Below are 20,784 nucleotides of genomic sequence, written 5' to 3'. Positions count from 1 at the left end.
CTTTCATGACCAATAAAGCAAAGGGAACGTGCGTGTCCGTGGAGTACCTGGTGATGGGCATGCTGGAGAACAACGTGTACCTGATCTCGGACGGCGACGCCACCATGGTGGTGGATCCCACGTGCAAGGCCGACAAGATCGTCGAGGCGCTGGGCGGTCGCAAGCTGGACGCCATCGTGCTGACCCACCGCCATTCCGACCACGTGGGCGCCGCGAAGGACCTGCGCGCCCTGACGGGCGCCCCCGTGGTCGCGTCCGCCATCGACGCGCCCATGATATCCGGCGAGCAGAGCCTGCCGCGCGACGACACGCGCTTCGCGCCGTGCCCCGTCGACCGCACGGTGTCCGACGGCGAGACGCTCAAGATCGGCGGCATGCCGTGGAAGGTCATCGTCACGCCCGGCCACACGAAGGGCAGCATGTGCCTGTTCCTCGATCCGGAGCGCACCGCGAACCCGGTCGCCGCTCCCGTGCTCGTGTCGGGCGACACGCTGTTCTGCGGCTCCATCGGCCGCACCGACTTCGTCGGCGGCGACATGAACGACATGCGCCGCTCGCTCAAGCGCCTGGAGCAGCTGCCCGACGACACCGTCGTCCTCCCCGGCCACAACAGCCTCACCACCATCGGAGCCGAGCGCAAGCGCGTGTTCGCGTTCTACGCGTAGGAAGTTCCGCCGTTCTGCGAACTGCGGAACGACTCGACGCTGCGGCCGGCAGCCCGCCCCTACGTGGATTGCCGCCTCCGCGCCCAAACCGCCACGGCCAAGCACACGAGCGCCAGGGCACCGAAGGCGGCCAGGCCGGGGACGTTGGATCCGAAGGCGGACATGCTGGCCGAAAGCACGAGCGGCGGGAAAAAGCCGCCCAAGCCGCCCCACATGGACACGAGGCCGTTCACCGGGCCGGCCTGGCCCATGAAGTAGGCGGGCACGAGCTTGAACACCACGCCGTTGCCGATGCCGCACGCCACGCTGATCAGGTAGATGCCGGCCAGGTACACGGGCAGGTCGGGCGCCAGCGCCAGCACGGCCGCACCGGCAACGAGGGCGGCGAACACGCCCGCCAACAGGCCCAGGCAATCCCGGCGGTCGGCCAGCCAGCCGCCCAAGACGCGCACGGTGGCCGCCGCGACGATGAACGCGCTCGTGCACATGCCCGCCGTCACGCCGTCCAGCCCGTAGTGCGACGTGAGGAAGTTCGGCAAATACACGGTCAGCGCCACGAAGGCGCCGAACGTCACGAAGTAGAACAGCGACAGGAACCACAGGCGCCCGTCGCGCCACACGGCCTTGATCTGCGCCACGATGGGCGTTTTCACGCGCGGCTCGTCGCGGTCGCCCAGCACGAGGTTCACGATGATGGCGGCAACCAGCAGCACCAGGTACAGCTTGACGGCGATTCTCCAGTCCCATGCTGCGGCCGCGAGCGGGGCGAGCCAAGTGGTGAGCGCCGTGCCCATGTTGCCGAACCCGTACACGCCGTTCACGAAGCCGTGCCGTTCGCGCGGGTAGTACTTCGGCAGCGACGTGACGCCCACGGAGAAGACGGCCCCGCCTATCCCCAGGAACACCCCGCCTGCGATGAGCGCCTCGTAGGTGGCGGCCTCGCTGATGAACCACACGGGGAACAGCAGGCAGACGAAGCTGCCCAGGAACACGGTGCGCGCTCCCAGCAGGTTCGCCAGGTAGCCCAGCGGCACGCGCAGCACCGAACCCAGTATCACGGGCACGGCCGTGACGAACGCCAGCTGGTCGGGTGGTATGGAAATGTCCTGCTTGATGTAGGGCAGCAGCGACGACAGGATCACCCACACCATGAAGCCGACGATCAAGTCGCCCGTCTGCAGCGGCAACTGCGCCCTTTTGTTCATGCGATCGCTCCCCCTCGAGCATGGCCCCCCGTGTCGAAGGCGCCTTTTCGCAGCGCCTTCTTTAAATCATAGCAACACACTCGTAGTTTACCAGCCGACGTGGTCGCGATGCCGCCTTCAGCCCTCCCTCGAGGGTTTTCCCCTATGGCGCTCGGGCTGTGCCCGCTGTACGCGTTCCGAAGCTCGCTGCCGCGTCCATCGAACGGACGCGGGTCGGCCCCTGCGAGGCTTCCGCACCTGCGAAGCCCGGCGCTGTGGGCGAATGGGCGTCGCAGGTGCCGTCCGTCGCCCGACTTCGGCGCCTCGATTGTGTTCCTTTACGTGAATTTTACCAAACAGTGCGTCCGCCGACGTAAAAAGCGAGGACGCCGCCTAGCTGTTTGTCAGATTTACGTTAAACTGATGAACTGCTGAGCCTTTTTACTGTTTTGTTGAAAGGGAACCCGTGACCATAGAGTGGGCTACGTTTATCGCCGAGCTCGCCTCCAACCCCGTACTGGTGGCTGTGACCCTGCTCAACATCGGCGTTATCGTCGTCAACGGCGCCACCGACGCCCCGAACGCCATCGCCACGGTGGTGTCCACGCGGGCCATGAAGCCCAAATGGGCCATCTTGATGGCGGCCACCTGCAACTTCCTGGGCCTGTTGCTCGTGTCGCTGGTCACCTCGGCCGTGGCCCACACCATCTTCAACATGGTGGATTTCGGCGGCAACTCGCAGCAGGCGCTCATCGCGCTCACGGCGGCCATGATCGCCATCATCGTGTGGGGCGTGGCCGCATGGTACTTCGGCATTCCCACCAGCCAGTCGCATTCGCTCATCGCCGGCCTCACGGGCGCGGCCATCGCGCTGCAGGGCGGCTTCGGCGCCATCAACGGCGGCGAGTGGATGAAGGTGGTCTACGGCATCCTGCTCTCCACGCTGCTCGGGTTCTTCCTCGGATGGCTCAACTCCAAGTTTCTCGGCCGGGTGTGCCGCAACATGGACCGCCACCGCACCACGAAGGCGTTTCGCTGGGCGCAGGTGGTGTCCGGCGCGGGCGTGGCGTTCATGCACGGCGCTCAGGACGGTCAGAAGTTCATGAGCATCTTCGTGCTGGCCATCACGCTGGCCACGGGCGTGGGCCAGGCCGACCAGATGATCCTGCCCATTTGGCTCATGTTCTTCTGCGCGTTGAACATGGGCATCGGCACGGCGGTGGGGGGCGAGCGCATCATCAAGAGCGTCGGCCTCGACATGGTGAAGCTGGAGCCGTTCCAGGGCTTCGCCGCCAGCTGCGCCACGTTCTTCTGCCTCATGCTTTCCACGTTCGCCGGCCTGCCGGTTTCCACGACGCACACCAACACCACGGCCATCATGGGCGTGGGCGCCGCCAAGCGCAAGAGCGCCGTGAAATGGGGCATCGCTGTCGACATGGTGAAGACCTGGGTTCTCACGTTCCCCGGATGCGGCCTGCTCGGGTTCGCGTTCGCCCATCTGTTCCTGCTCTTCTCGTAAAAGGAGTGTTCAATGTCCAAGAAGCACAAGTTCGATTACTTCGACGCTTTTGAAAAGCAGTCCGAGCTGGCCGTGAAAGAGGCCGAACTGCTCATCGAGGCCATCGAGAACTTCACCGAGGCCGAGAACCTGCGCGACGTCATGGAACGTGCGCACGAGCTCGAGCACGAGGGCGACGAGTTCAACCACGCCATCTTCAAGACGGTGGCCACCGATTTCATCACGCCCATCGAGCGCGAGGACATCATCGAGCTGTCGCAGTACCTCGACAACATCATCGACTACATCGAAGACGTCATGCAGCGCTTCTACATGTACGACGTGCATTTCATGCACCATGACGCGCACGAGTTCGCCTGCCTCATCAAGAAGAGCTGCGAGGCGCTCGACCGAGCCATGGAGGACTTCCGCAACTTCAAGAAGTCGAAGACGTTCAAGCAGCTCATCATCGACGTGAACACCTACGAGGAAGAGGCCGACCGTCTGTTCCTGCAGGTTATCCGCAAGCTGCACACCGAGGACAACGACAACCCCATGCGCGTGCTGGTGTGGACGCAGATCTTCGACCGCATGGAGAAGTGCTGCGACGCCTGCGAGCACGTGGCCGACACCATGAACACCATCCTGCTGAAGAACGTGTAGGTTCCGGCGGCCTGCCGGTCGCCAAAACGATCCGACGTGGCTACGAGCGCGGCTCGAACGGGTCGCGGGGCTCTTCCTCCGTCGCGTCGCCGCCTATGATGCGGCGCAGCTCGTCGCGATCCACGTGGATGCGGTCGCTCGGATCGCTGGGGGCCGTCTCGGGCGCGGCTTCGCCGGGCCGTCCTGAATCCGCCGCGGCGCCGTCGGCGTTCTTCTCCACCGGCGGCAGGGGGGACGTGGCGCCGGGCGCGCGCCAGAACCGGCGGAGTCGCTCGTAAGCCGTGCGCCGCTCGCGCTCACGCTCCACCTTGCCCTTCGGGGGACGCACGCGGCGCGCCACGGATTTCACCGGTCGGGCCACGGCGCTCGTCACCACGTCCGTGTAGTCCTTGGGCGGCTTCGTCTTCCAGCCGAAGAACAGCGACGCGTAGCGCAGCGCCAGCACGATGGCCACGCAGGCGTAGGGCGCGTACTGGTCGAGCACGTGGTTCTGCGCCATGAGCGCGTACACCGTGGAGCCGATGAGCGCGGCCGAGCCGTACATCGCCCCGGCCTGGAACGACTCGGGCTCCCGGTTCATGAACACGTCGCGCAGTATGCCTCCGCCCACGGCGGTGACGGTGCCCAGGATGATGGAGGGCACGATGTCCAAGCCGGCCGAAAGCCCCTTGCCCACGCTGATCACGGCCCACAGCGCAACCGACAGGTTGTCGAGCAGCGCCACGACGGGGTCCAGGTAGGCGGCCAGCTTGCCGAAGTAGAACACGACGACGCCCGCGCCGGCGCAGGCCAGCAGCAGCTCGGGTTTCTGGAACGCGTAGATGCCGTAGTTCTGCATGAGCAAATCGCGCATGATGCCGCCGGCGAGGCCTGCCGTGAGCGCGATGCACACCACGCCGAAGATGTCGTAGCGCGCCCGTACGGCGCTCATGGCGCCCGACAGGCCGCCTGTCAGCGCGGCGGCCAGCTCCAGCCAGAACGGTATGGTGAGAACGACCTCGAGCATGCGGGGCTAGACGCCGGCAGGGGAGGGCTCGTCGGCACCCGCGCCGCCGCCGTCCTCCACCGATACGAGCGTGGCCACGACGGGCCGGCCCGAGAAGTCGAGCTCGCCCGTGAGCACCCGCGCGCCCTCCAAATCGAAGTCGTCGCGATCGAACGCCGCGATGTTCGCCAGAGCCTTCTCGAGCGCCTCGTCGAACAGGTCCCAGAACCCCACCGTGCTCGTCTCGCCCGTGTAAGGGTTCTCCCATGTCTCGTGGGCGCGGTTGTCGTAGGCGCTCTCGGTGAGCTCCAACGGCCGGTGGCTCATGGACTGGTAGAACGAGAACGGGCGCACCAGCTGCTCCACGCGCCCGATGGCGGCGCGCTTGGCGCCGGTCTTGGAGTAGAACAGCCGCTGCACCCGGCGGAAGCTGCGCACGGACTGCGCGAACATGCTGGGCGGAATGATGCGCCCGTACACCGTGAGTGCCACGTAGGAGTACATCTTCGAGATCACGCCGAGTGCGAAATCGCTGGCCTGCAGTATCTCGCGCCAAGGTTGGAACGTCGCCACGGTTTCGCCGCGCTTCTCGAACAGCACGAGCTCGTCCAGCTCGCTCTCTATAACAGCGTGCACCTCGTGGCCGTCGTCGCGCGAAAGGCCCGGCTCGCCGGCGTCGCACAGGCGGTACTCGTGGAAGAACACGAGCGGGTGCATGGTGGAGTCCAGCGTGTAATGGCACAGGAAGCCCAGCGCGTAGGCGCGGCCCACCGGCAGCTCGTCCTCGTCCAAGATGCCCAGGGAGTCCTTGAACGCCTTGATAAGCTCGCTCGGCTTCTCCGCATGCATGATGTTGCCCAAGCGGTTGTGCTCGCGCAGGCGCGGATCCGCCACCGCGTAGAACAGGGGATCGGGCCCCTGGTTGCCCAGCAGGAACGCCTCCGCCTCGTCGCGGGTGCCTCCTATGTTGCGGAAAAGACGGTCGTAGACGTCCTGTCCGAAGAAGTCGTGCGTGATGAGAGCCGGCATGGGGCGATGCTCCGTTCCTGACTTGAAATTTACCGGTGACGCTACCCGGTATCATATACAATGAGGCGGTGCTTGTTAACCGTCGGTTTCCCAGTTGTGAAGAACGTTTCAGGTTAAGCGGCGCGGCGTGGGGCGCGCGGGGGCGCGCGAGACGAGAGGAAGGCGCACATGGCGCGAGTCAAGATGACGAAGCAGGAGCGCAGCTGGGTTCTCTACGACGTGGGCAACTCGGCGTTCGTGCTGCTTGCGACCGCGCTCATTCCCGTCTACTTCGCCTCGCTGGCCGAGCCGGGCTCGTCGGTCGTGGTGGCGTGGGGCTACGCCGAGACGGTGGCCTCGCTCATTCTGGCGCTGCTCATGCCCATCCTGGGGAGCCTCGCCGATTTGAAGGGCAACAAGAAGAAGTTCTTCGTGGGCACCGTGGGCACGGGCGCCGTGGCGCTGGCCGCGCTCGGCATTCCCACGGCGGCGCTGGCGTTCCTCGTGCTGTACGTGGTCGCGTCCATCATGCTGAACGGCTCCATGGTGTTCTACGACGCGTTTCTGGTGGACGCGGCCACCGACGAGCGCTACGACGAGGTGTCGTCGCAGGGCTACGCGTGGGGCTACATCGGCTCGTGCGTGCCGTTCATCGCGTGCCTGGCCGTGGTGCTGGGCGGGCCGACCGTCGGCATTCCCATGGATGTTGGGATGAAGGTGGCGTTTCTCATCACGGCCGTGTGGTGGGTGGCGTTCAGCATCCCGCTCATTCGCGACGTGCACCAAACGCACTACAAGGAGCGCCCGGAGCGTCTGATCCGCGACACGTTCTCGGGGCTGTGGAACACGCTCAAGCGCATCTTCAAGGACCGCAAGCTGCGTTTGTTCATGCTGGCGTTCTTCTGCTACATCGACGGCGTGCACACCATCATCAAGATGTCCACGAGCTACGGCACCGACCTGGGGATCGACTCCACGCAGCTCGTGCTGGCGCTGCTGGTGACGCAGTTCGTGGCGTTCCCCTCGGCCATCGCCTACGGGCGCCTGTCCACGAAGTTCGGCACGAAGAAGATGCTCATGGTGGCCATCGGCGCGTACTTCTGCATCACGCTGTTCGCGGCGTTCTTCCTGCGCGAGGCTCTGGAGTTCTGGATCCTGGCCATCTGCGTGGGCCTGTTCCAAGGAGGCATCCAGGCGCTGTCGCGATCCGAGTTCGGCAAGCTCATACCCAAGGAGCACGCCAACGAGTACTACGGGTTCTTCGATATCTTCGGCAAGTACGCCGCCGTCATGGGCACCTTTCTGGTGAGCATCTTCACGCAGCTTACCGGCAACTCGTCCATGGGCGTGCTCTCGATATCCGTGCTGTTCGTCATCGGCTTCGTGCTGCTGTGGAGGATGCCGGAGAAGTGACCGCGGCGACTGCGTCCGCCGGTGGAACGCGATCGTTGTTCCGCTGTTCAGGGAGCGCCCTTGTAGGGCGGTGTTAGTTCGGTCGGCCGTGCGAGGGCCGACCGAGCGTCCTCGCCAAGAGGGTTCAAGTTGGTTCATGGCCCTTCCTTGCCCGTTCAAAGAAGGATCGTGGGCACATTGAACCCTTTTCTGCCTTCCCATCGCGCAGGCGGCTTTCTATGCTCTTTTCCGTTGGCATCCAGTTCCCACGGACAAAAAGAAGGAGAAAGCTATGCCTTACGCGAAAGGATCCGGCCCCTCGGTCGTCATCGCCCTGGGCGGCAACGCCCTGGGCGATGCGCCCCAAGAACAACTCGAATTGGTCAAGAACACCGCCAAGCACATCGTGGACATGGTAGGTGACGGCGTGAACGTGGTGGTCTCCCACGGCAACGGCCCGCAGGTGGGCATGATCAACAGCGCGTTCGCCTACGCGAGCGCCAACGACGGCAAGACGCCCGAGATGCCGTTCCCCGAGGCGGGCGCCATGTCGCAAGGCTACATAGGCTACCAGCTGTCCCAGGCCATCTTGAACGAGCTCAAGCGTCGCGGCATCATGCGCTCAACGGCCAACGTCATCACGCAGACCGTCGTCTATCCCGACGACCCGGCCTTCCAGAACCCGACGAAGCCCGTAGGCGCCTTCCTCACCGAGGAGGAGGCGCGCGCCAAGGAGGCCGAGACCGGCTGGACGTTCAAGGAGGACGCCGGCCGCGGGTGGCGGCAGGTGGTGGCCTCGCCGAAGCCGCAGCGCATCGTGGAGTTCGACGCCGTGAAGGACCTCATGGACTCCGGCTACATCGTGGTGTCCACCGGGGGCGGCGGCGTGCCCGTGTTCCAGCGCGACGACGGCTACGAGGGCGTTCCGGCCGTCATCGACAAGGACCGCTCCAGCGCCAAGCTGGCCGCCGACTTCAAGGCCGACATGCTGATCATCCTCACGGCGGTGGAGAAGGTGTGCATTAACTTCAACACTCCCGAGCAGCGGGAGCTGTCCACGATGACGGTGGCCGAGGCCCGCAAGTACATCGACGAGGGGCAGTTCGCCCCGGGCAGCATGCTGCCGAAGGTGGAGGCCTGCATCGAGTACGTGACCGCCTATCCCGAAGGCAAGGCGCTCATCACCAGTTTGGAATGCGCCGCCGCCGGCCTTGAGGGCAAAACCGGCACCGTGATAACGGCATAGGCCGGGAACTCTGACGAGCACGGCGATCTTCCGTAAGGGCGGCCTGCTGGCCGCCCTTACGGAAGATCGCCGTCTTGAGGCTCTCCGGTCAGTTCCTCCAAAAGTCCCGTTGCAGGTCCTGCCGCGTCTTCGCGCCCGTCTTCTGCAGGATGTTGTGCGTATGGGACTTTATCGTGCCCACCGCCAGGCACAGCTCGCTCGCCGTGTTCTGGTAGTCCTTCCCGGCCACGATGCAGCGCAGTATGTCGCGCTCCCGACGGGTGAGACCGTACTTCTCGCAGTACAGATCGATATTCGAATCGACGTAGCGGTTCTCCGCCGTGCTCTGGGGTTCGGGAGGCTCTTTGTACCGCAGCCTGAACACGCCCACGCTGTGGCGCAGCGCCAATATGGACAGGACGAGCGCAAGCAGGTTTTCGGAGATGTTCCGTTCCGAAATGAACAGGGGCGCCGCCGAGTTCATGAACTCCGTCGTGGGTTCCCAGATAAGGATCATGAAGCTGTTTTCGGCGATGATGCAGGCGCATAGAAGCGCGCCCGCGATCGCCGGGGCTTTGAGCTTGCGGATGCTGGCCTTGTACGGCACCGACGCCTTGCGATACTGGAATGCCAGGAACCCCAGGCACCAAATAATGAACGCCTCGCGGGTGCTGTAGAAGCACCACTGCTGCGCGGGGCCTTCCGGCATGAGATGGACGATAAGGACGTTGGCCGTCAAAAAGACGGCCGCCGGCGCGATGGCGAAGGCGATCTTGCGCTTGTCGAGGTACAGGCACAGGGCAACCCAGATGGATTCCAGAACCCCCATGGCCAGCACCGCCTTGGCGAAGGGCATATGTATGGCGTAGAACGCGCTCACGTCGGGAAAGGTGCCGTGTCCCAGGTACTCGTCCAAGAATATGAGCATGAGGTCGAGGAAGTAGAGGAAGAACCCGGCGGCCACGCACAGGTACAGGACGTTGCGCGTCACGGCGTACAGTGAGAGCGTGGAGGCGGCGGCCGCCACGCAGGCGGTCATGATGAGGATCGTGTACGCATAGAAAGCGATTTCCATGGGCCTGCGCTCCTTCCCCGACGCTCTCGTGCGTTTCGCCGCACATCATAGCATCCGCTTCTGTCGCAAGAGCGAACGGTAACCGTTTTCCGCCCGTTCATATTGGTTCAGTCGACGCATAGCGGCGATTTGCCGCCGTTCGCAACGCACCTGGCGGGCTTCGCGGATGCCGAGTTTGGAGAGGTTCAGTTCGCGAAGGCGCTGAAAATGAACCCGTTTGCAGCTTCTCAACGGTTTCGGTTCAAGGGCATGGTGGTCCTGCAAAACGGCCCTCAAGCGAGGAGCCGCATCAAAATCCCTTTGAAGGAGGAGCACCATGGCTGTGAAGGACTACATCGACACCAACGACTTCACGAAGGAAGAGCTGCTCGACATGATCGAGTTGGCGAAGTCCATGAAGGCTATGATCAAGGAGGGCGGGCGCTACCCGCTGATCTTGAAGAACCAGACGCTCGGCATGATCTTCCAGCAGGTGTCCACCCGCACGCGCATCTCCTTCGAGACGGCCATGACCGACCTGGGCGGCCACGCCCAGTTCTTCGGCCCGGGCACCATCCAGCTGGGCGGGCACGAGTCCATCGAAGACTCCGCCCGCGTCATGGGCTCGCTCGTGGACATCCTCATGGCCCGCGTCGACCGCCACAAGGACGTCGTGAACCTGGCGAAGTACTCCGCCGCCCCGGTCATCAACGGCATGTCCGAGTACAACCATCCCACCCAAGAGCTCGGCGACCTCCTCACCATGATGGAGAACCTGCCCGAGGGCAAGAGCATCGAGGACTGCAAGCTCGCCTTCATCGGCGACGCCACGCAGGTGGCCGTCTCGCTCATGTTCATCTGCTCCAAGATGGGGATGGATTTCGTGCAGTTCGGCCCCAAGGGCCACCAGATATCCGACGGCGGCCTGCAGGTCGAGAACGTCGTCGACCTTGTGGCCATCGCGCAGAAGAACTGCGAGGTGTCGGGCGGCACCGTGACCATCTCCGACGACATCGAGTCCATCAAGGGCGCCGACTTCGTCTACACCGACGTGTGGTACGGCCTGTACGACGAGGAGGAGTCCGGCGAGAGCTATATGGACGTGTTCTACCCCAAGTACCAGGTGACTCCCGAGATGATGGCCTTCGCCGGGCCGAACGCCAAGTTCATGCACTGCCTGCCGGCCACCCGCGGCGAGGAAGTGGTGGACGAGGTCATGGACGGCCCGGACAGCCTGTGCTGGGTGGAGGCCGAGAACCGCAAGCACTCCATCCGCGCGATCCTGGCCTACCTCTGTCCCAAGACCGTGGAGAACGCCGCCGCGGCCGACGCCGCCGAGGCCCGTATGAACGCGGTTTTGGAGAAGATCGGCAAGTAGAGGCGAAGCCGCGTCGACGCCGCAAAAGGGGCCGTTCCCTTTTGCGGCGTCCTTTCAGGATGCGCGTCTCGCGCGAACAGCTTGCCCGAACTACAGGAAGGAATCTCATCGTGAGCGCTCGGGAAAAGACAGAGAAAGAGGTGAAGTTCCGCCATGGCGTGCTCGCCCTCGGCGGTCTGGCGGTCGTCATGTTCGGCTGCGTGGTGGGTCTGGGCGCCGAACCGCAGATCCCGTTGGTCATAGGGTGCGCCATCGCCGGCGGCATCGCCCTGTACCTGGGTCGCACGTGGGAGGACGTGCTCGACGCCGTGCTCAAGGGCATCAACGACTCCATGGAGGCCGTGCTCATCCTCATGTGCATCGGCATGTTGGTGGGCGTGTGGATTCAGTCGGGCACCGTGCCCACCATGATCTATTACGGCCTTATGGTGGTGAGCCCCGAGCTGTTTTTGCCCATCGCCTTCTTGGTGACCACGGCCGTGGGCATCGTGCTGGGCTCATGGGGCGCGGCGGGCACCATCGGCATCGCCTTCTTGGGCATCGCCGCCGCGTTGAACATCCCGCTGGGCATGGCCGCGGGCGCCATCGTGGCCGGTGCGTACGTGAGCGAGATCATCTCGCCGCTGGTCGACGGCCCGAACCTGGCCGCCGCCATCGCCGACTGCGGCGTGTTCGCGTTGTGCAAGCGCTTCTTGGTGCCGTGCCTCGTCACGTGCGCGGGCTGCGTGGTCATCTACCTGGTCATCGGCATGAACCTGAGCGTGGGGGGCTCCGCCGACGTTTCGGCCCAGGTGTCCTCGCTGCTGACGGCGCTCGACGCCAACTACAACATAGGGCCCGTCACGCTCATTCCGCTCGCAGTGATGATCGTGTGCATCGCCTTGAAGGTGCCGGCCATCCCGTCGTTCCTCGCCGCCATCGCCGTCGGCATGATCGAGGCCTGCGTGCTGCAGGGCTCCGATTTGTCCGCCGTGGTGGAGGTGGCCAACCTGGGCGTGGTGAGCACCACCGGCTTCGCCGAGCTGGATGCGCTGCTGTCCAACGGCGGCATACAGGAAATGATGAGCACCATCTCCATCGTCATCCTGGTCATGGCCTTCGGCGGCATCATGCAGCACACGCACCTCATGGACGCGCTGGTCGATCCCATCGTCAGCAGGCTGCGCCGCTTCGGCCAGCTGGTCACGGCCACCGTGTTCTCGGGCGCGTTGTTCAACGTGCTGCTGCCCGACCAGTACCCGGCCATCACGCTGTCCACTCAGATGTACAGCAAGGAGTTCCGTCGTCGCGGCGTGAAGAACGACGTATGGGGCAACATCGTCAATTCGAGCGCCGGCATCACGTCCGTGCTCGTGCCGTGGAACACCTGTGCGGTGTACATGGTGACGGTGCTGGGCGTGGGGTGCCTCACCTACGCGCCGTACGCGTTCTTCTGCTACCTGTACCCGCTGTTCATCATCGTGTTGGGCGTGCTGTTCGGAAAGAAGCTGGGCTGGCTGCCCCGAACCGATGCCGTTGCGGTCGACGCCGCTGCGCAGGGCGAGACGGCCGTTCAGAACGCGTAGGGAACGCAGGGCCCGTGCGTCGCAGGAAGGCGCGCGGGCCCTGCTCGATCGAGCACTTCGCCCAGAGCGCATGGTTCGCGCGCCCCGTCCGAAGCGCCATGCTCGCGCGCAGCGCCTCGTTGCGCGGAGGGATTTTCGGAAGCGAGGGAAGTCAATGAAGGGAAACTTGAGGGAGGCCAAGGGCTACGCATGGCTCGTCGTGCTCGCCTGCGGCTTCATGATATCGGGATCGATCGGTTTTTTCACGGTGGTGGCGGGCAACTTCTACGTGCCCGTGAGCGACAGCTTGGGCGTGGGGGAGTCGTCGCTCACGTTCTACATGACCATCGTGTGCCTGGGCCAGGCGGTCAGCATGCCCATAGCCGGCCGGGTGGTTCCCAAGATGAACATCGCCGTGCATCTGACGTTGATCAACGCCGTGGAAGCGGCGGCGGTCGTGGTCATGTGCCTGTACAACGACGTGTTCATGTGGTACGTGTCGGGCGCGGTCATCGGATTCTGCATGGGCTTCAACACGTCGGTGGGCATCGCCATCATCTTGAACAACTGGTTCTACAAGCGCACCGGCCTGGCCATCGGTGTTGCCTGGGCGCTCTCGAGCCTCTGCAACGCCATCATGAGCCCCATCATCAACTCGGTCATCTCCACGGCAGGTTGGCGCGTGGGCTACGTGGTGCTGGGCCTGTCCGCCGCCGTGCTCATGTGCGGTTCCACCCTGTTCATCATCAGGCTGAAGCCGGAGATGAAGGGCCTTCTGCCCTACGGCTACACCGAGGTCGGGGCCGTGGCCGCCAAGGAGCCCACCGAAGGCGTGGCGTTCAGGGCGGCCGTGAAGTCGCCCGCGTTCATCGCGCTCATCGCCGCGATGTGCCTCATCGTCATGACCACGGTCACCAATCAGCTGTTCCCCATGTACGGGTCGTCGGTCGGCTTCGCGCCGCATGTGGGCAGCCTCATGGTGTCGGTGGCCATGTTGTGCGACATCGCGTGGAACCCGCTCATCGGCTGGACATGCGACAAGTTCGGCCCGGCTCGGGCCGTGGCCATGTGGGCGGCGGTGACGGTGCTGTCGTTCGTGTGCCTGCTGTTCAGCGCCGCGTCTCCGGTGCTCGCCTGCATCGGCGCCGGTCTGAACGACTCGATGTACGCCGTGTTCGGCACGGGCATCGCCACGCTGACCATGGCGATGTTCGGCCACAAGGACTACGGCAAGATATACTCGCTGGTCCCCGCCATCGGCTACGTGCTGGGGTCCATGGGGGCTCCGTTGCTCACGACCATCTACGAGACCACGGGCTCGTTCTCGTCGGTGTGGATCTTCTGCATCGTGTGCGACGTGGCCATCGCCGTGCTGGCCGTGGCGGCCATGAGGCTCAGCCGGAAGCTCAAGCGCACGGACGGGCCCTTGATCGAGGAGGCTTCGGGCGAGGAAACCCTGCCTTCTCCTGCCACGTAGCGCTGTTCAAGCCATACCCGTCGGGGCCGTGCGCACGGTTCCCGAATCCACGCACCGCCTCGTTCGGGCTCGCCGCCCGGGCGGGGCGGTTGCATTCGCTGTGAAAACGCCGCTGATGGCGGTCTTTCCGTGAGCGGGCGGCGGGGTTGTTTGATATAGTGGAGAACCGTTGGGGTTCACCACGATAAGAAAGACCACCATGTCGCTAATCGTATGCAAATTCGGAGGCACGTCCGTCGCCTCGCCCGAGCGCATCCAGATGGTAGCCAAGAAGCTCATCGCGAAGCGCCAGGCCGGCCACGACGTCGTGGCCGTCGTGTCCGCCATGGGCAAGACGACCGACGAGCTCGTGGGGCTTGCCCGCGCGCTCAACGACAACCCGCCCGCGCGCGAGATGGACCGGTTGCTGTCCACCGGCGAGCAGGTGTCCATGACGCTTCTGGCCATGGCCGTGGAGGCGCGCGGCTACAAGGCCATGAGCTTCACGGGCCGTCAGGCCGGCATCGAGACGGACGGCTCCCACGCGCAGGCGAAAATCGTGAAGGTGCACAACGAGCGCATCATGGAGGCCATCGCCGCCGGGGCCATCCCCGTGGTGGCGGGCTTCCAGGGCATCGACGCGAACGGAGACATCACCACGCTGGGACGCGGCGGCTCCGACACCACGGCCGTGGCCGTGGCCTGGGGCATCAATGCCGACGTGTGCGAGATATACTCCGACGTTGACGGCGTGTACACGGCCGATCCGCGCGTGTGCCCGCGCGCGAAGAAGCTCGACGAGATATCCTACGACGACATGTTGGAGCTTGCGGGCTCGGGCGCGGGCGTGCTGCAGATGCGCGCCGTGGAGTTCGCGCGCAAGTACGACGTGGTCATCCATTCCCGCTCGGCGTTCTCCGAGGCCGAGGGCACCTACATCAAGGAGGAAACCGACATGATGGAAGAAGCCGTCATCACCGGCATCGCGCACGACACGTCCGAGGTGAAGGTGACCATCCGCGGCGTGCCCGACATGACGGGCGTGGCGGCGAAGGTGTTCAGCGCGCTGGCGGGCAACAACGTGCGCGTGGACATGATCATCCAGAACATCTCCGAGGACGGCTTCACGGACATCAGCTTCACGTGCGCCGGCGCCGACCTGGCCCTCGCGCGCGAGACCATCGAGCGCATCCTGCCCGAGATCAGCGCGCGCGAGTTCGACGTGGATGCCGACATCGCCAAAGTGAGCCTGGTGGGCACCGGCATGAAGTCGTCGCCCGGCGTGGCCGCGCGCGCGTTCACCACGCTCGGGGAGAACCAGATCAACATCCTGGCCATCTCCACGTCGCCCATCCGCCTGTCCGTGGTGGTGGACGGCTCGCAGGCCGCCGAGGCCGTGCGCTGCCTGCACAGCGCCTTCGACTTGGATTCCGACAGCGTGTTCGAGGAGACCCAGTTGAGCGCGGAGGAGATTGCGGCGAAGATGAACAAAGGCCGATGAGGTTCCGCCGTTCTGCCGAACGGCGGAACGATTCGACGCTGCGAGGGGCCGGCGCACGTCGCCTTCGCGCGATCCCGGAGGCTCGCGTACCGAAGTACGCTTCGCCTCCGCGATCCCGCGAATCCGACGCACCCCGACCCCTCTCGCTGACTGACTACGCCAACCTGGAAGGGGAGAACTACCTATGACATGGACGAAGGAGATGCCGGCGAATCCGGTGGTGGCGATCGCGGGGGCGACCGGCGCGGTGGGCAGCGAGTTCCTGCAGGTGCTGCACGACCTCGATTTCCCGGCGAGCGAGGTGCGGGCGTTGGCGTCGGCGCGCTCGGCGGGCAAGAAGCTGCCGTTCGCGGGCTGCGGGCAGGTGCCGGCCGGCGAGCTGACGGTGCAGGAGATGACCCCGGAGTCGTTCGACGGCGTGGACATCGCGCTGTTCAGCTGCGGCGCCGGCGTGTCGAAGGAGCTGCGCGAGGCCGTCACGGCGGCCGGCGCGGTGATGATCGACAACTCGAGCGCCTTCCGCATGGACGAGGACGTGCCGCTCGTGGTGCCCGAGGTGAACCCGGGCGACGTGGCCTGGCACAACGGCGTGATCGCGAACCCCAACTGCTCCACCATCCAGATGGTGGTGGCGTGCAAGCCGCTCTACGACCTGTCGCCCATCACGCGCGTGGTGGTGTCCACCTACCAGGCTGCCAGCGGCGGCGGCGCTCCGGCCATGGCCGAGCTGTACGACCAGACGAAGGCGTTCCTCGACGGCACGCCCGAAGACGAGCTGGCCGTGGAGGTGTTCCAGCACCGCATCGCGTTCAACTGCATCCCGCACATCGACAAGTTCCTCGACGACGACTCCACGAAGGAAGAGTGGAAGATGGTCGTGGAGACGAAGAAGATCATGGGCGACCAGAACATCAAGGTGGCCGCCACCTGCGTGCGCGTGCCCGTGCTGCGCTGCCACGCGGAGTCGGTGAACGTGGAGTTCGCCGGCGACGTGAGCGTGGAGGCCGCGCGCGCCGCCTTCGAGGCCGCGCCGGGCATCACGGTCATGGACGACTGCGCGAACAACGAGTACCCCATGCCGGGCCTGCTGGCGGGCACGAACGACACCTACGTCGGCCGCCTGCGCAAGGACGACACGGTGGACCACGGCCTGGCCCTGTGGGTGGTGGCCGACCAGATCCGCAAAGGCGCCGCGCTCAACGCCGTGCAGATAGCCCAGCTGCTGTTGCCGTAGGCCCAAAGCCGGCCGTCCGGACGCTGGGATTCGGAGCGCGGCGGACGGCTTCTCATGTGCTCGTGGTTCGGAGACGAAGAGGCCGGCGGCGCGGCCTCTTTCTCGTTCGCCTTTGACCCGCATGGAGCTCGATGCGCGATTTGCGGCGCCTACGGTCATCGGCTTTCCTTCGGAGAGGGAATTGCCGTTCGGGCGAGCCGGTTTTTTAGGTGCGCGGCGGCCAAGGTTACGGTACCATTACATTTTGGATATTCCGCTTGATCAAGCTTTCAGAGCTATCCTGCGTAGAGTCGAGGACAAGGACATGCCAGATACACGGCGCACCGAAGAAGGGACTTTCGCTTCAAGCGAGGTTGCTTTCGACGTGGAAGCCGTGCCGGGGGCCGGCCGTCGCGCAGCCTCTCTCACGCGCCGCCGCTTCCTAGCTGTCTCGGCGTTCGGCTTGGCGGGCGTTTGCGCGTCCCTTGCTTTGCCCGGTTGCTCCACCAGCAAGAACATCGTGGTGGAAAAGGGCGAGGAAACGCCGGTCGACACGAAGCTGACGTTTTTCGGGTGCAAGTACGAGTCCATCAACGTCGCAGCCATCGAGGAAATCCTGCGCGAATACATGGACGGGCATCCGAACGTGTACGTTTCCTACGAGGGCATCAAAAGCCGGCCGTACTACGAAGCGCTCGAGAAGCGCCTGGCATCGGGAAACGGCGACGACGTGTTCATGGTCGACCATGACACGGAGCTGTTGTTCGAGGAACGGGGCTATCTGGCGGATTTGTCCGACTTGCGCACCGTCCCCACGTTCAGCGCGCTCGCCTTGGGCCAGATGAGAAGCGAATCGCGCATCCTCTACGTGCCCACGTCCATCTCGGCGTTCGGCCTGTACTGCAACACCGATCTGCTGGCGGCGCATGGCGTGGCGGCGCCGCGCACGATAGGCGAGTTCGAAAGCGCCTGCGAGACGTTCCTCTCCGCCGGTATCGTGCCGCTCGTCGCGAACAACGACATCTCGCTCAAGACGCTCGCCATCGCGCGCGGCATGGCCGAGGTCTATGCCGCCGACGATGCCAACAAACGTATCGAGGCGCTGAGCGACGATCCCGAGGCTTTGTCCGCGCAACTGCGCCCCGGCCTCGATCTGGTGGAGCGCTTCGTCAAGAAGGGGTACGTCGACGCCGCCTTAGCGCTGGAGACGGAGAAAACGGCGAACGATCTCGAGCAGTTCGCCACGGGGCAATACCCCTTCATGCTCACAGGCGCCTGGGCGTCGGTGCGCGTGCGCGACATGGCGCCGGACCTCGCTTACGAGGTGCATCCCTATCCGGTGCTCGACGGCGATCCCGTGCTCGTGGTGAACGTCGACACGCGGGTGAGCGTGAACGCGAACGGCGCCCATGTCGACGCGGCCAAGGATTTCGCGACTTTCTTCACCGAGCCTTCCGCCATCGCGCGCTTCGCGAACAGCCAGTGCTCGTTCAGCCCGCTCGAGGGCAACGCCGCTCCCGACGACGAGGCGCTCGGACCGTTGGCCGGGGCGTTCGCCTCCGGCGTGGTAATCGGGTCGGACGACAACATACATCTTCCGGTATGGGGCGCCGCCCGCAAGAGCGTCGTGTCCCTGCTCGAAGGCGCTTCGGCCGCCGACGCCCAAGACCTGATGCGCAGCCTGTTGGCGGAGGAGGCGGACGGCGACCGATGAAGACGAGAAAGGCCCTTATCTCACTTATCGTGGCGCTGGTGGCCGTGCTCGTCATCGTGGGAACCTTGTTGTTCACGCGCTTCGTGCAGGATTCCCTCTGGGACAAGTCCGTGACGGATGTTCTGGAAGTGACGGCTCAGGGTCAGCACGCGTTGGACACGTATTTCGAGAAGGACCTCGAGACGCTCGACCTGTTCGCGTCCGAGTTGTCTGCGCAAAGGCACGACGACGTTGCGCGTTTGGCCGAAAAGCTCGCCCTGTTCGGCGCGGGCGAAGACGGCACGGTGTACGTTTGCGTGGATTTGGGAACGGGCGCGGTGTATCGAACGGACAACAGCCAGGCGGCTCCGCTTACCGCCGCCCAGTTCGCCGCAGCCGAGGGGGCGGGCGATCGGGGCGTGCTGGAGCCGTTCCTGGACGAGCGCACCGGCGGCTCCGTGATCGGCGTCTACGCGCGGTTCTCTTTCGCCGACGGCACGCCGGGGCTCGTGCGCAAAGCGCGGCCTCTCAGCGAGGTGGAGGATCGGTTCTCGCTGTCGTTTTACAACGACAGCGGCTTCTCGTACGTGGTGAACGACGACGGGGACGTGATCGTGCGCTCGCAGCATCGCGACAGCAACCGCACGTTCTCGAGCATTTACGACATCGTGGGGTTCGAGGGCAACGACCAAGCGGCCGTCGAATCGTTCCGCAACGCGCTCGAGCGGAACGCGCGCGGCGTTGCCCTGTTCTCGTACCTAGGCGACGAGTACGTGTTCTGCTACACGCCGCTCGAGGGAACCGATGGCTGGGACGTGGTGTCCATCATCCCGAACGACGTGATCATGGAGCAGGCCGATGCCGTCATCAACGCCACGCTGCTGCTTTGCCTGGTGATCATTGCGGGGCTGACGGTCGTGCTGGTGGTGTATTGGCGCAGCAGCCGCGCGCATCGCGTGGAGATAGAGCGCATGGCCTACTACGACAGCTTGACCGGCCTGTACAGCTCCGACAAATTCACGCTCGAAGGCGATGCGCGCTTGCTGGAGCGCTCGAAGGGAGAGGCTCCCGGCGCGAAGGGCGGCGGCGTGGCGGTGGCTTTCATCGACATCGACAACTTCAAGCTCATCAACGACGTGGAAGGCTACGCGAAGGGCGACGAGGTTCTGCAGCAGCTCGCCGTGATCCTACGCTGCGCGGTGGGTGCGGACGGCTTTGCGGCGCGTCTCTCGGCCGACCATTTCATGCTGTTCTTCCCCTATGCCCGTCGCGAGGACGCGCTGCGCACGTGCGATGCCGTGGTGGAACGCGCGCGGGCCGTCATGGGCAACGGCAAGCCGCTCGCTCTGCACATCGGCCTGTGCTGCTCGGAGGACGCGCCCGAGGCGCGCGACGTCACCGAGCTTACCGACCGCGCGCGCATCGCCCAGCGGGAATCGCGCACGCGCGGGATCGCGCCATGCGCGTACAGCCAGCCCATGCGCGACGCGCTGCTGCGCCGCGCCGATTTGGAACGCACGATGGAGGCCGCGCTCGAACATGGCGAGTTCTTCTACCTCATCCAGCCGAAGTACGACGTGGCGGGCATGCGCGTTCTGGGCGGCGAGGCGCTCGTGCGCTGGAGGCGCCCCGGCGAGGGCGTCGTGGGCCCCGACGAGTTCATACCCCTGTTCGAACAGAACGGGTTCATCCTGCAGTTGGACGAATTCGTGTTGGAGAGCGCGTGCCGCGACGTGCGCGCGCGTTTGGACGCGGGCCTGCCCGTGGTGCCGCTGTCGGTGAACGTGTCGAGGCGCCACCTGCACCGCGACGACTTCCTTCCCTCGTACGTGAGCATCAAGGAGCGCTACGGCATTCCCGACGGGCTGTGCGAGCTGGAGCTGACCGAGAGCATCGTCATGGACGACCTGCACGGCACGTTCGAGATCATGGAGCAGATGCGCGCGGCCGGGTTCCGCTGCGCCATCGACGACTTCGGGGCGGGTTACTCGTCGCTCAACGTGCTGAAGAACCTGCCCGCCGACGTGTTGAAGCTCGACCGCGACTTCCTGCTGGAAGGCACGAGCCCCGGCACGGAGGAGACGGTGGTGCGCACCGTGATCACCATGGCGAAGGACTTGCGCATGGACACGGTCATGGAAGGCGTCGAGACGCCGAAGCAGCTGGCGTTCCTGCGCACGACGCCGTGCGACATGGTGCAGGGCTTCGTGTTCTCGCGCCCCGTGACCCCCGAGGAGTTCTACCGGCTGCTGGACACGAGCGCGCAGTAGCTCTGTCTCCCGGCGGAACTACTGCCCATGACGGTGCGGGCTTGCTCGCGACGAA

Annotated in this window: 16 protein-coding genes; 12 read left to right on the top strand and 4 right to left on the bottom strand. The window is 65.0% G+C overall.

Annotated elements, in window-relative coordinates:
- The first annotated feature begins 5 nt into the window (after positions 1–5).
- Positions 6–665 (top strand): MBL fold metallo-hydrolase, encoded by a 660-nt coding sequence (locus C1878_RS09070; protein WP_114601307.1) that lies wholly within the window; start codon positions 6–8, stop codon positions 663–665.
- A gap of 59 nt (positions 666–724) precedes the next feature.
- Here the strand turns inward: C1878_RS09070 and C1878_RS09065 are convergent, their stop codons facing one another.
- Positions 725–1,870: an MFS transporter gene (locus C1878_RS09065; RefSeq protein WP_114601306.1), complete on the bottom strand. Its 1,146-nt coding sequence runs from the start codon at positions 1,868–1,870 to the stop codon at positions 725–727.
- 445 nt (positions 1,871–2,315) lie between these two features.
- Here C1878_RS09065 and C1878_RS09060 point away from each other — a divergent pair, with 445 nt between their 5' ends.
- Together C1878_RS09060 and C1878_RS09055 are read left to right on the top strand one after the other, a co-directional pair.
- A complete protein-coding gene (locus C1878_RS09060) occupies positions 2,316–3,368 on the top strand; it encodes an inorganic phosphate transporter (RefSeq protein ID WP_114601305.1) in 1,053 nt (350 codons plus the stop codon).
- A 12-nt stretch (positions 3,369–3,380) separates the two neighbouring features.
- Positions 3,381–4,010, top strand: a complete 630-nt coding sequence (locus tag C1878_RS09055) for a DUF47 domain-containing protein (protein WP_114601304.1) — start codon at positions 3,381–3,383, stop codon at positions 4,008–4,010.
- Positions 4,011–4,050: 40 nt separating this feature from the next.
- On the opposite strand, the gene C1878_RS09050 is transcribed toward C1878_RS09055, so the two are convergent.
- Both C1878_RS09050 and C1878_RS09045 read right to left on the bottom strand, forming a co-directional pair.
- Positions 4,051–5,016: a trimeric intracellular cation channel family protein gene (locus C1878_RS09050; RefSeq protein WP_114601303.1), complete on the bottom strand. Its 966-nt coding sequence runs from the start codon at positions 5,014–5,016 to the stop codon at positions 4,051–4,053.
- Positions 5,017–5,022: 6 nt separating this feature from the next.
- The gene (locus C1878_RS09045) at positions 5,023–6,024 is read right to left on the bottom strand and encodes a zinc dependent phospholipase C family protein (RefSeq protein WP_114601302.1); all 1,002 of its coding nucleotides are present in this window, start codon (positions 6,022–6,024) and stop codon (positions 5,023–5,025) included.
- 168 nt (positions 6,025–6,192) lie between these two features.
- Here C1878_RS09045 and C1878_RS09040 point away from each other — a divergent pair, with 168 nt between their 5' ends.
- Positions 6,193–7,416, top strand: coding sequence for an MFS transporter (locus C1878_RS09040; RefSeq protein ID WP_114601301.1), 1,224 nt, complete (start codon positions 6,193–6,195; stop codon positions 7,414–7,416).
- A 271-nt stretch (positions 7,417–7,687) separates the two neighbouring features.
- On the top strand, positions 7,688–8,641 hold the full coding sequence (gene arcC / locus C1878_RS09035; protein WP_114601300.1) for a carbamate kinase: 954 nt from the start codon (positions 7,688–7,690) through the stop codon (positions 8,639–8,641).
- A gap of 88 nt (positions 8,642–8,729) precedes the next feature.
- Here the strand turns inward: arcC and C1878_RS09030 are convergent, their stop codons facing one another.
- Positions 8,730–9,695: a helix-turn-helix transcriptional regulator gene (locus tag C1878_RS09030; RefSeq protein ID WP_114601299.1), complete on the bottom strand. Its 966-nt coding sequence runs from the start codon at positions 9,693–9,695 to the stop codon at positions 8,730–8,732.
- 316 nt (positions 9,696–10,011) lie between these two features.
- On the opposite strand from C1878_RS09030, the gene ptcA reads away from it, so the two are divergent.
- The 7 genes from ptcA (at position 10,012) to C1878_RS08995 (ending at position 20,729) form a co-directional block, all read left to right on the top strand.
- Positions 10,012–11,052: a putrescine carbamoyltransferase gene (gene ptcA, locus C1878_RS09025; RefSeq protein WP_114601298.1), complete on the top strand. Its 1,041-nt coding sequence runs from the start codon at positions 10,012–10,014 to the stop codon at positions 11,050–11,052.
- 110 nt (positions 11,053–11,162) lie between these two features.
- Positions 11,163–12,617, top strand: coding sequence for a Na+/H+ antiporter NhaC family protein (locus C1878_RS09020; RefSeq protein WP_241963677.1), 1,455 nt, complete (start codon positions 11,163–11,165; stop codon positions 12,615–12,617).
- A 154-nt stretch (positions 12,618–12,771) separates the two neighbouring features.
- A complete protein-coding gene (locus C1878_RS09015) occupies positions 12,772–14,073 on the top strand; it encodes an MFS transporter (RefSeq protein ID WP_114601296.1) in 1,302 nt (433 codons plus the stop codon).
- Between the two features lie 199 nt (positions 14,074–14,272).
- Positions 14,273–15,553: an aspartate kinase gene (locus C1878_RS09010; protein WP_114601295.1), complete on the top strand. Its 1,281-nt coding sequence runs from the start codon at positions 14,273–14,275 to the stop codon at positions 15,551–15,553.
- A 184-nt stretch (positions 15,554–15,737) separates the two neighbouring features.
- Positions 15,738–16,787 carry an aspartate-semialdehyde dehydrogenase gene (locus C1878_RS09005; protein WP_114601294.1) on the top strand — a complete coding sequence of 350 codons (1,050 nt, stop codon included), beginning with the start codon at positions 15,738–15,740 and terminating at the stop codon, positions 16,785–16,787.
- Positions 16,788–17,091: 304 nt separating this feature from the next.
- On the top strand, positions 17,092–18,480 hold the full coding sequence (locus tag C1878_RS09000) for an ABC transporter substrate-binding protein (RefSeq protein WP_114601293.1): 1,389 nt from the start codon (positions 17,092–17,094) through the stop codon (positions 18,478–18,480).
- The gene (locus C1878_RS08995; RefSeq protein WP_114601292.1) at positions 18,477–20,729 is read left to right on the top strand and encodes an EAL domain-containing protein; all 2,253 of its coding nucleotides are present in this window, start codon (positions 18,477–18,479) and stop codon (positions 20,727–20,729) included. Before C1878_RS09000 ends, C1878_RS08995 begins: the two co-directional genes overlap by 4 nt.
- Positions 20,730–20,784: the final 55 nt, after the last annotated feature.

The organism is Gordonibacter sp. 28C, from assembly GCF_003339845.1.
Lineage (GTDB): Bacteria > Actinomycetota > Coriobacteriia > Coriobacteriales > Eggerthellaceae > Gordonibacter.
The sequence above is the reverse complement of the archived record's forward strand: the minus strand, read 5'-3'. Positions and strand labels throughout refer to the sequence as shown.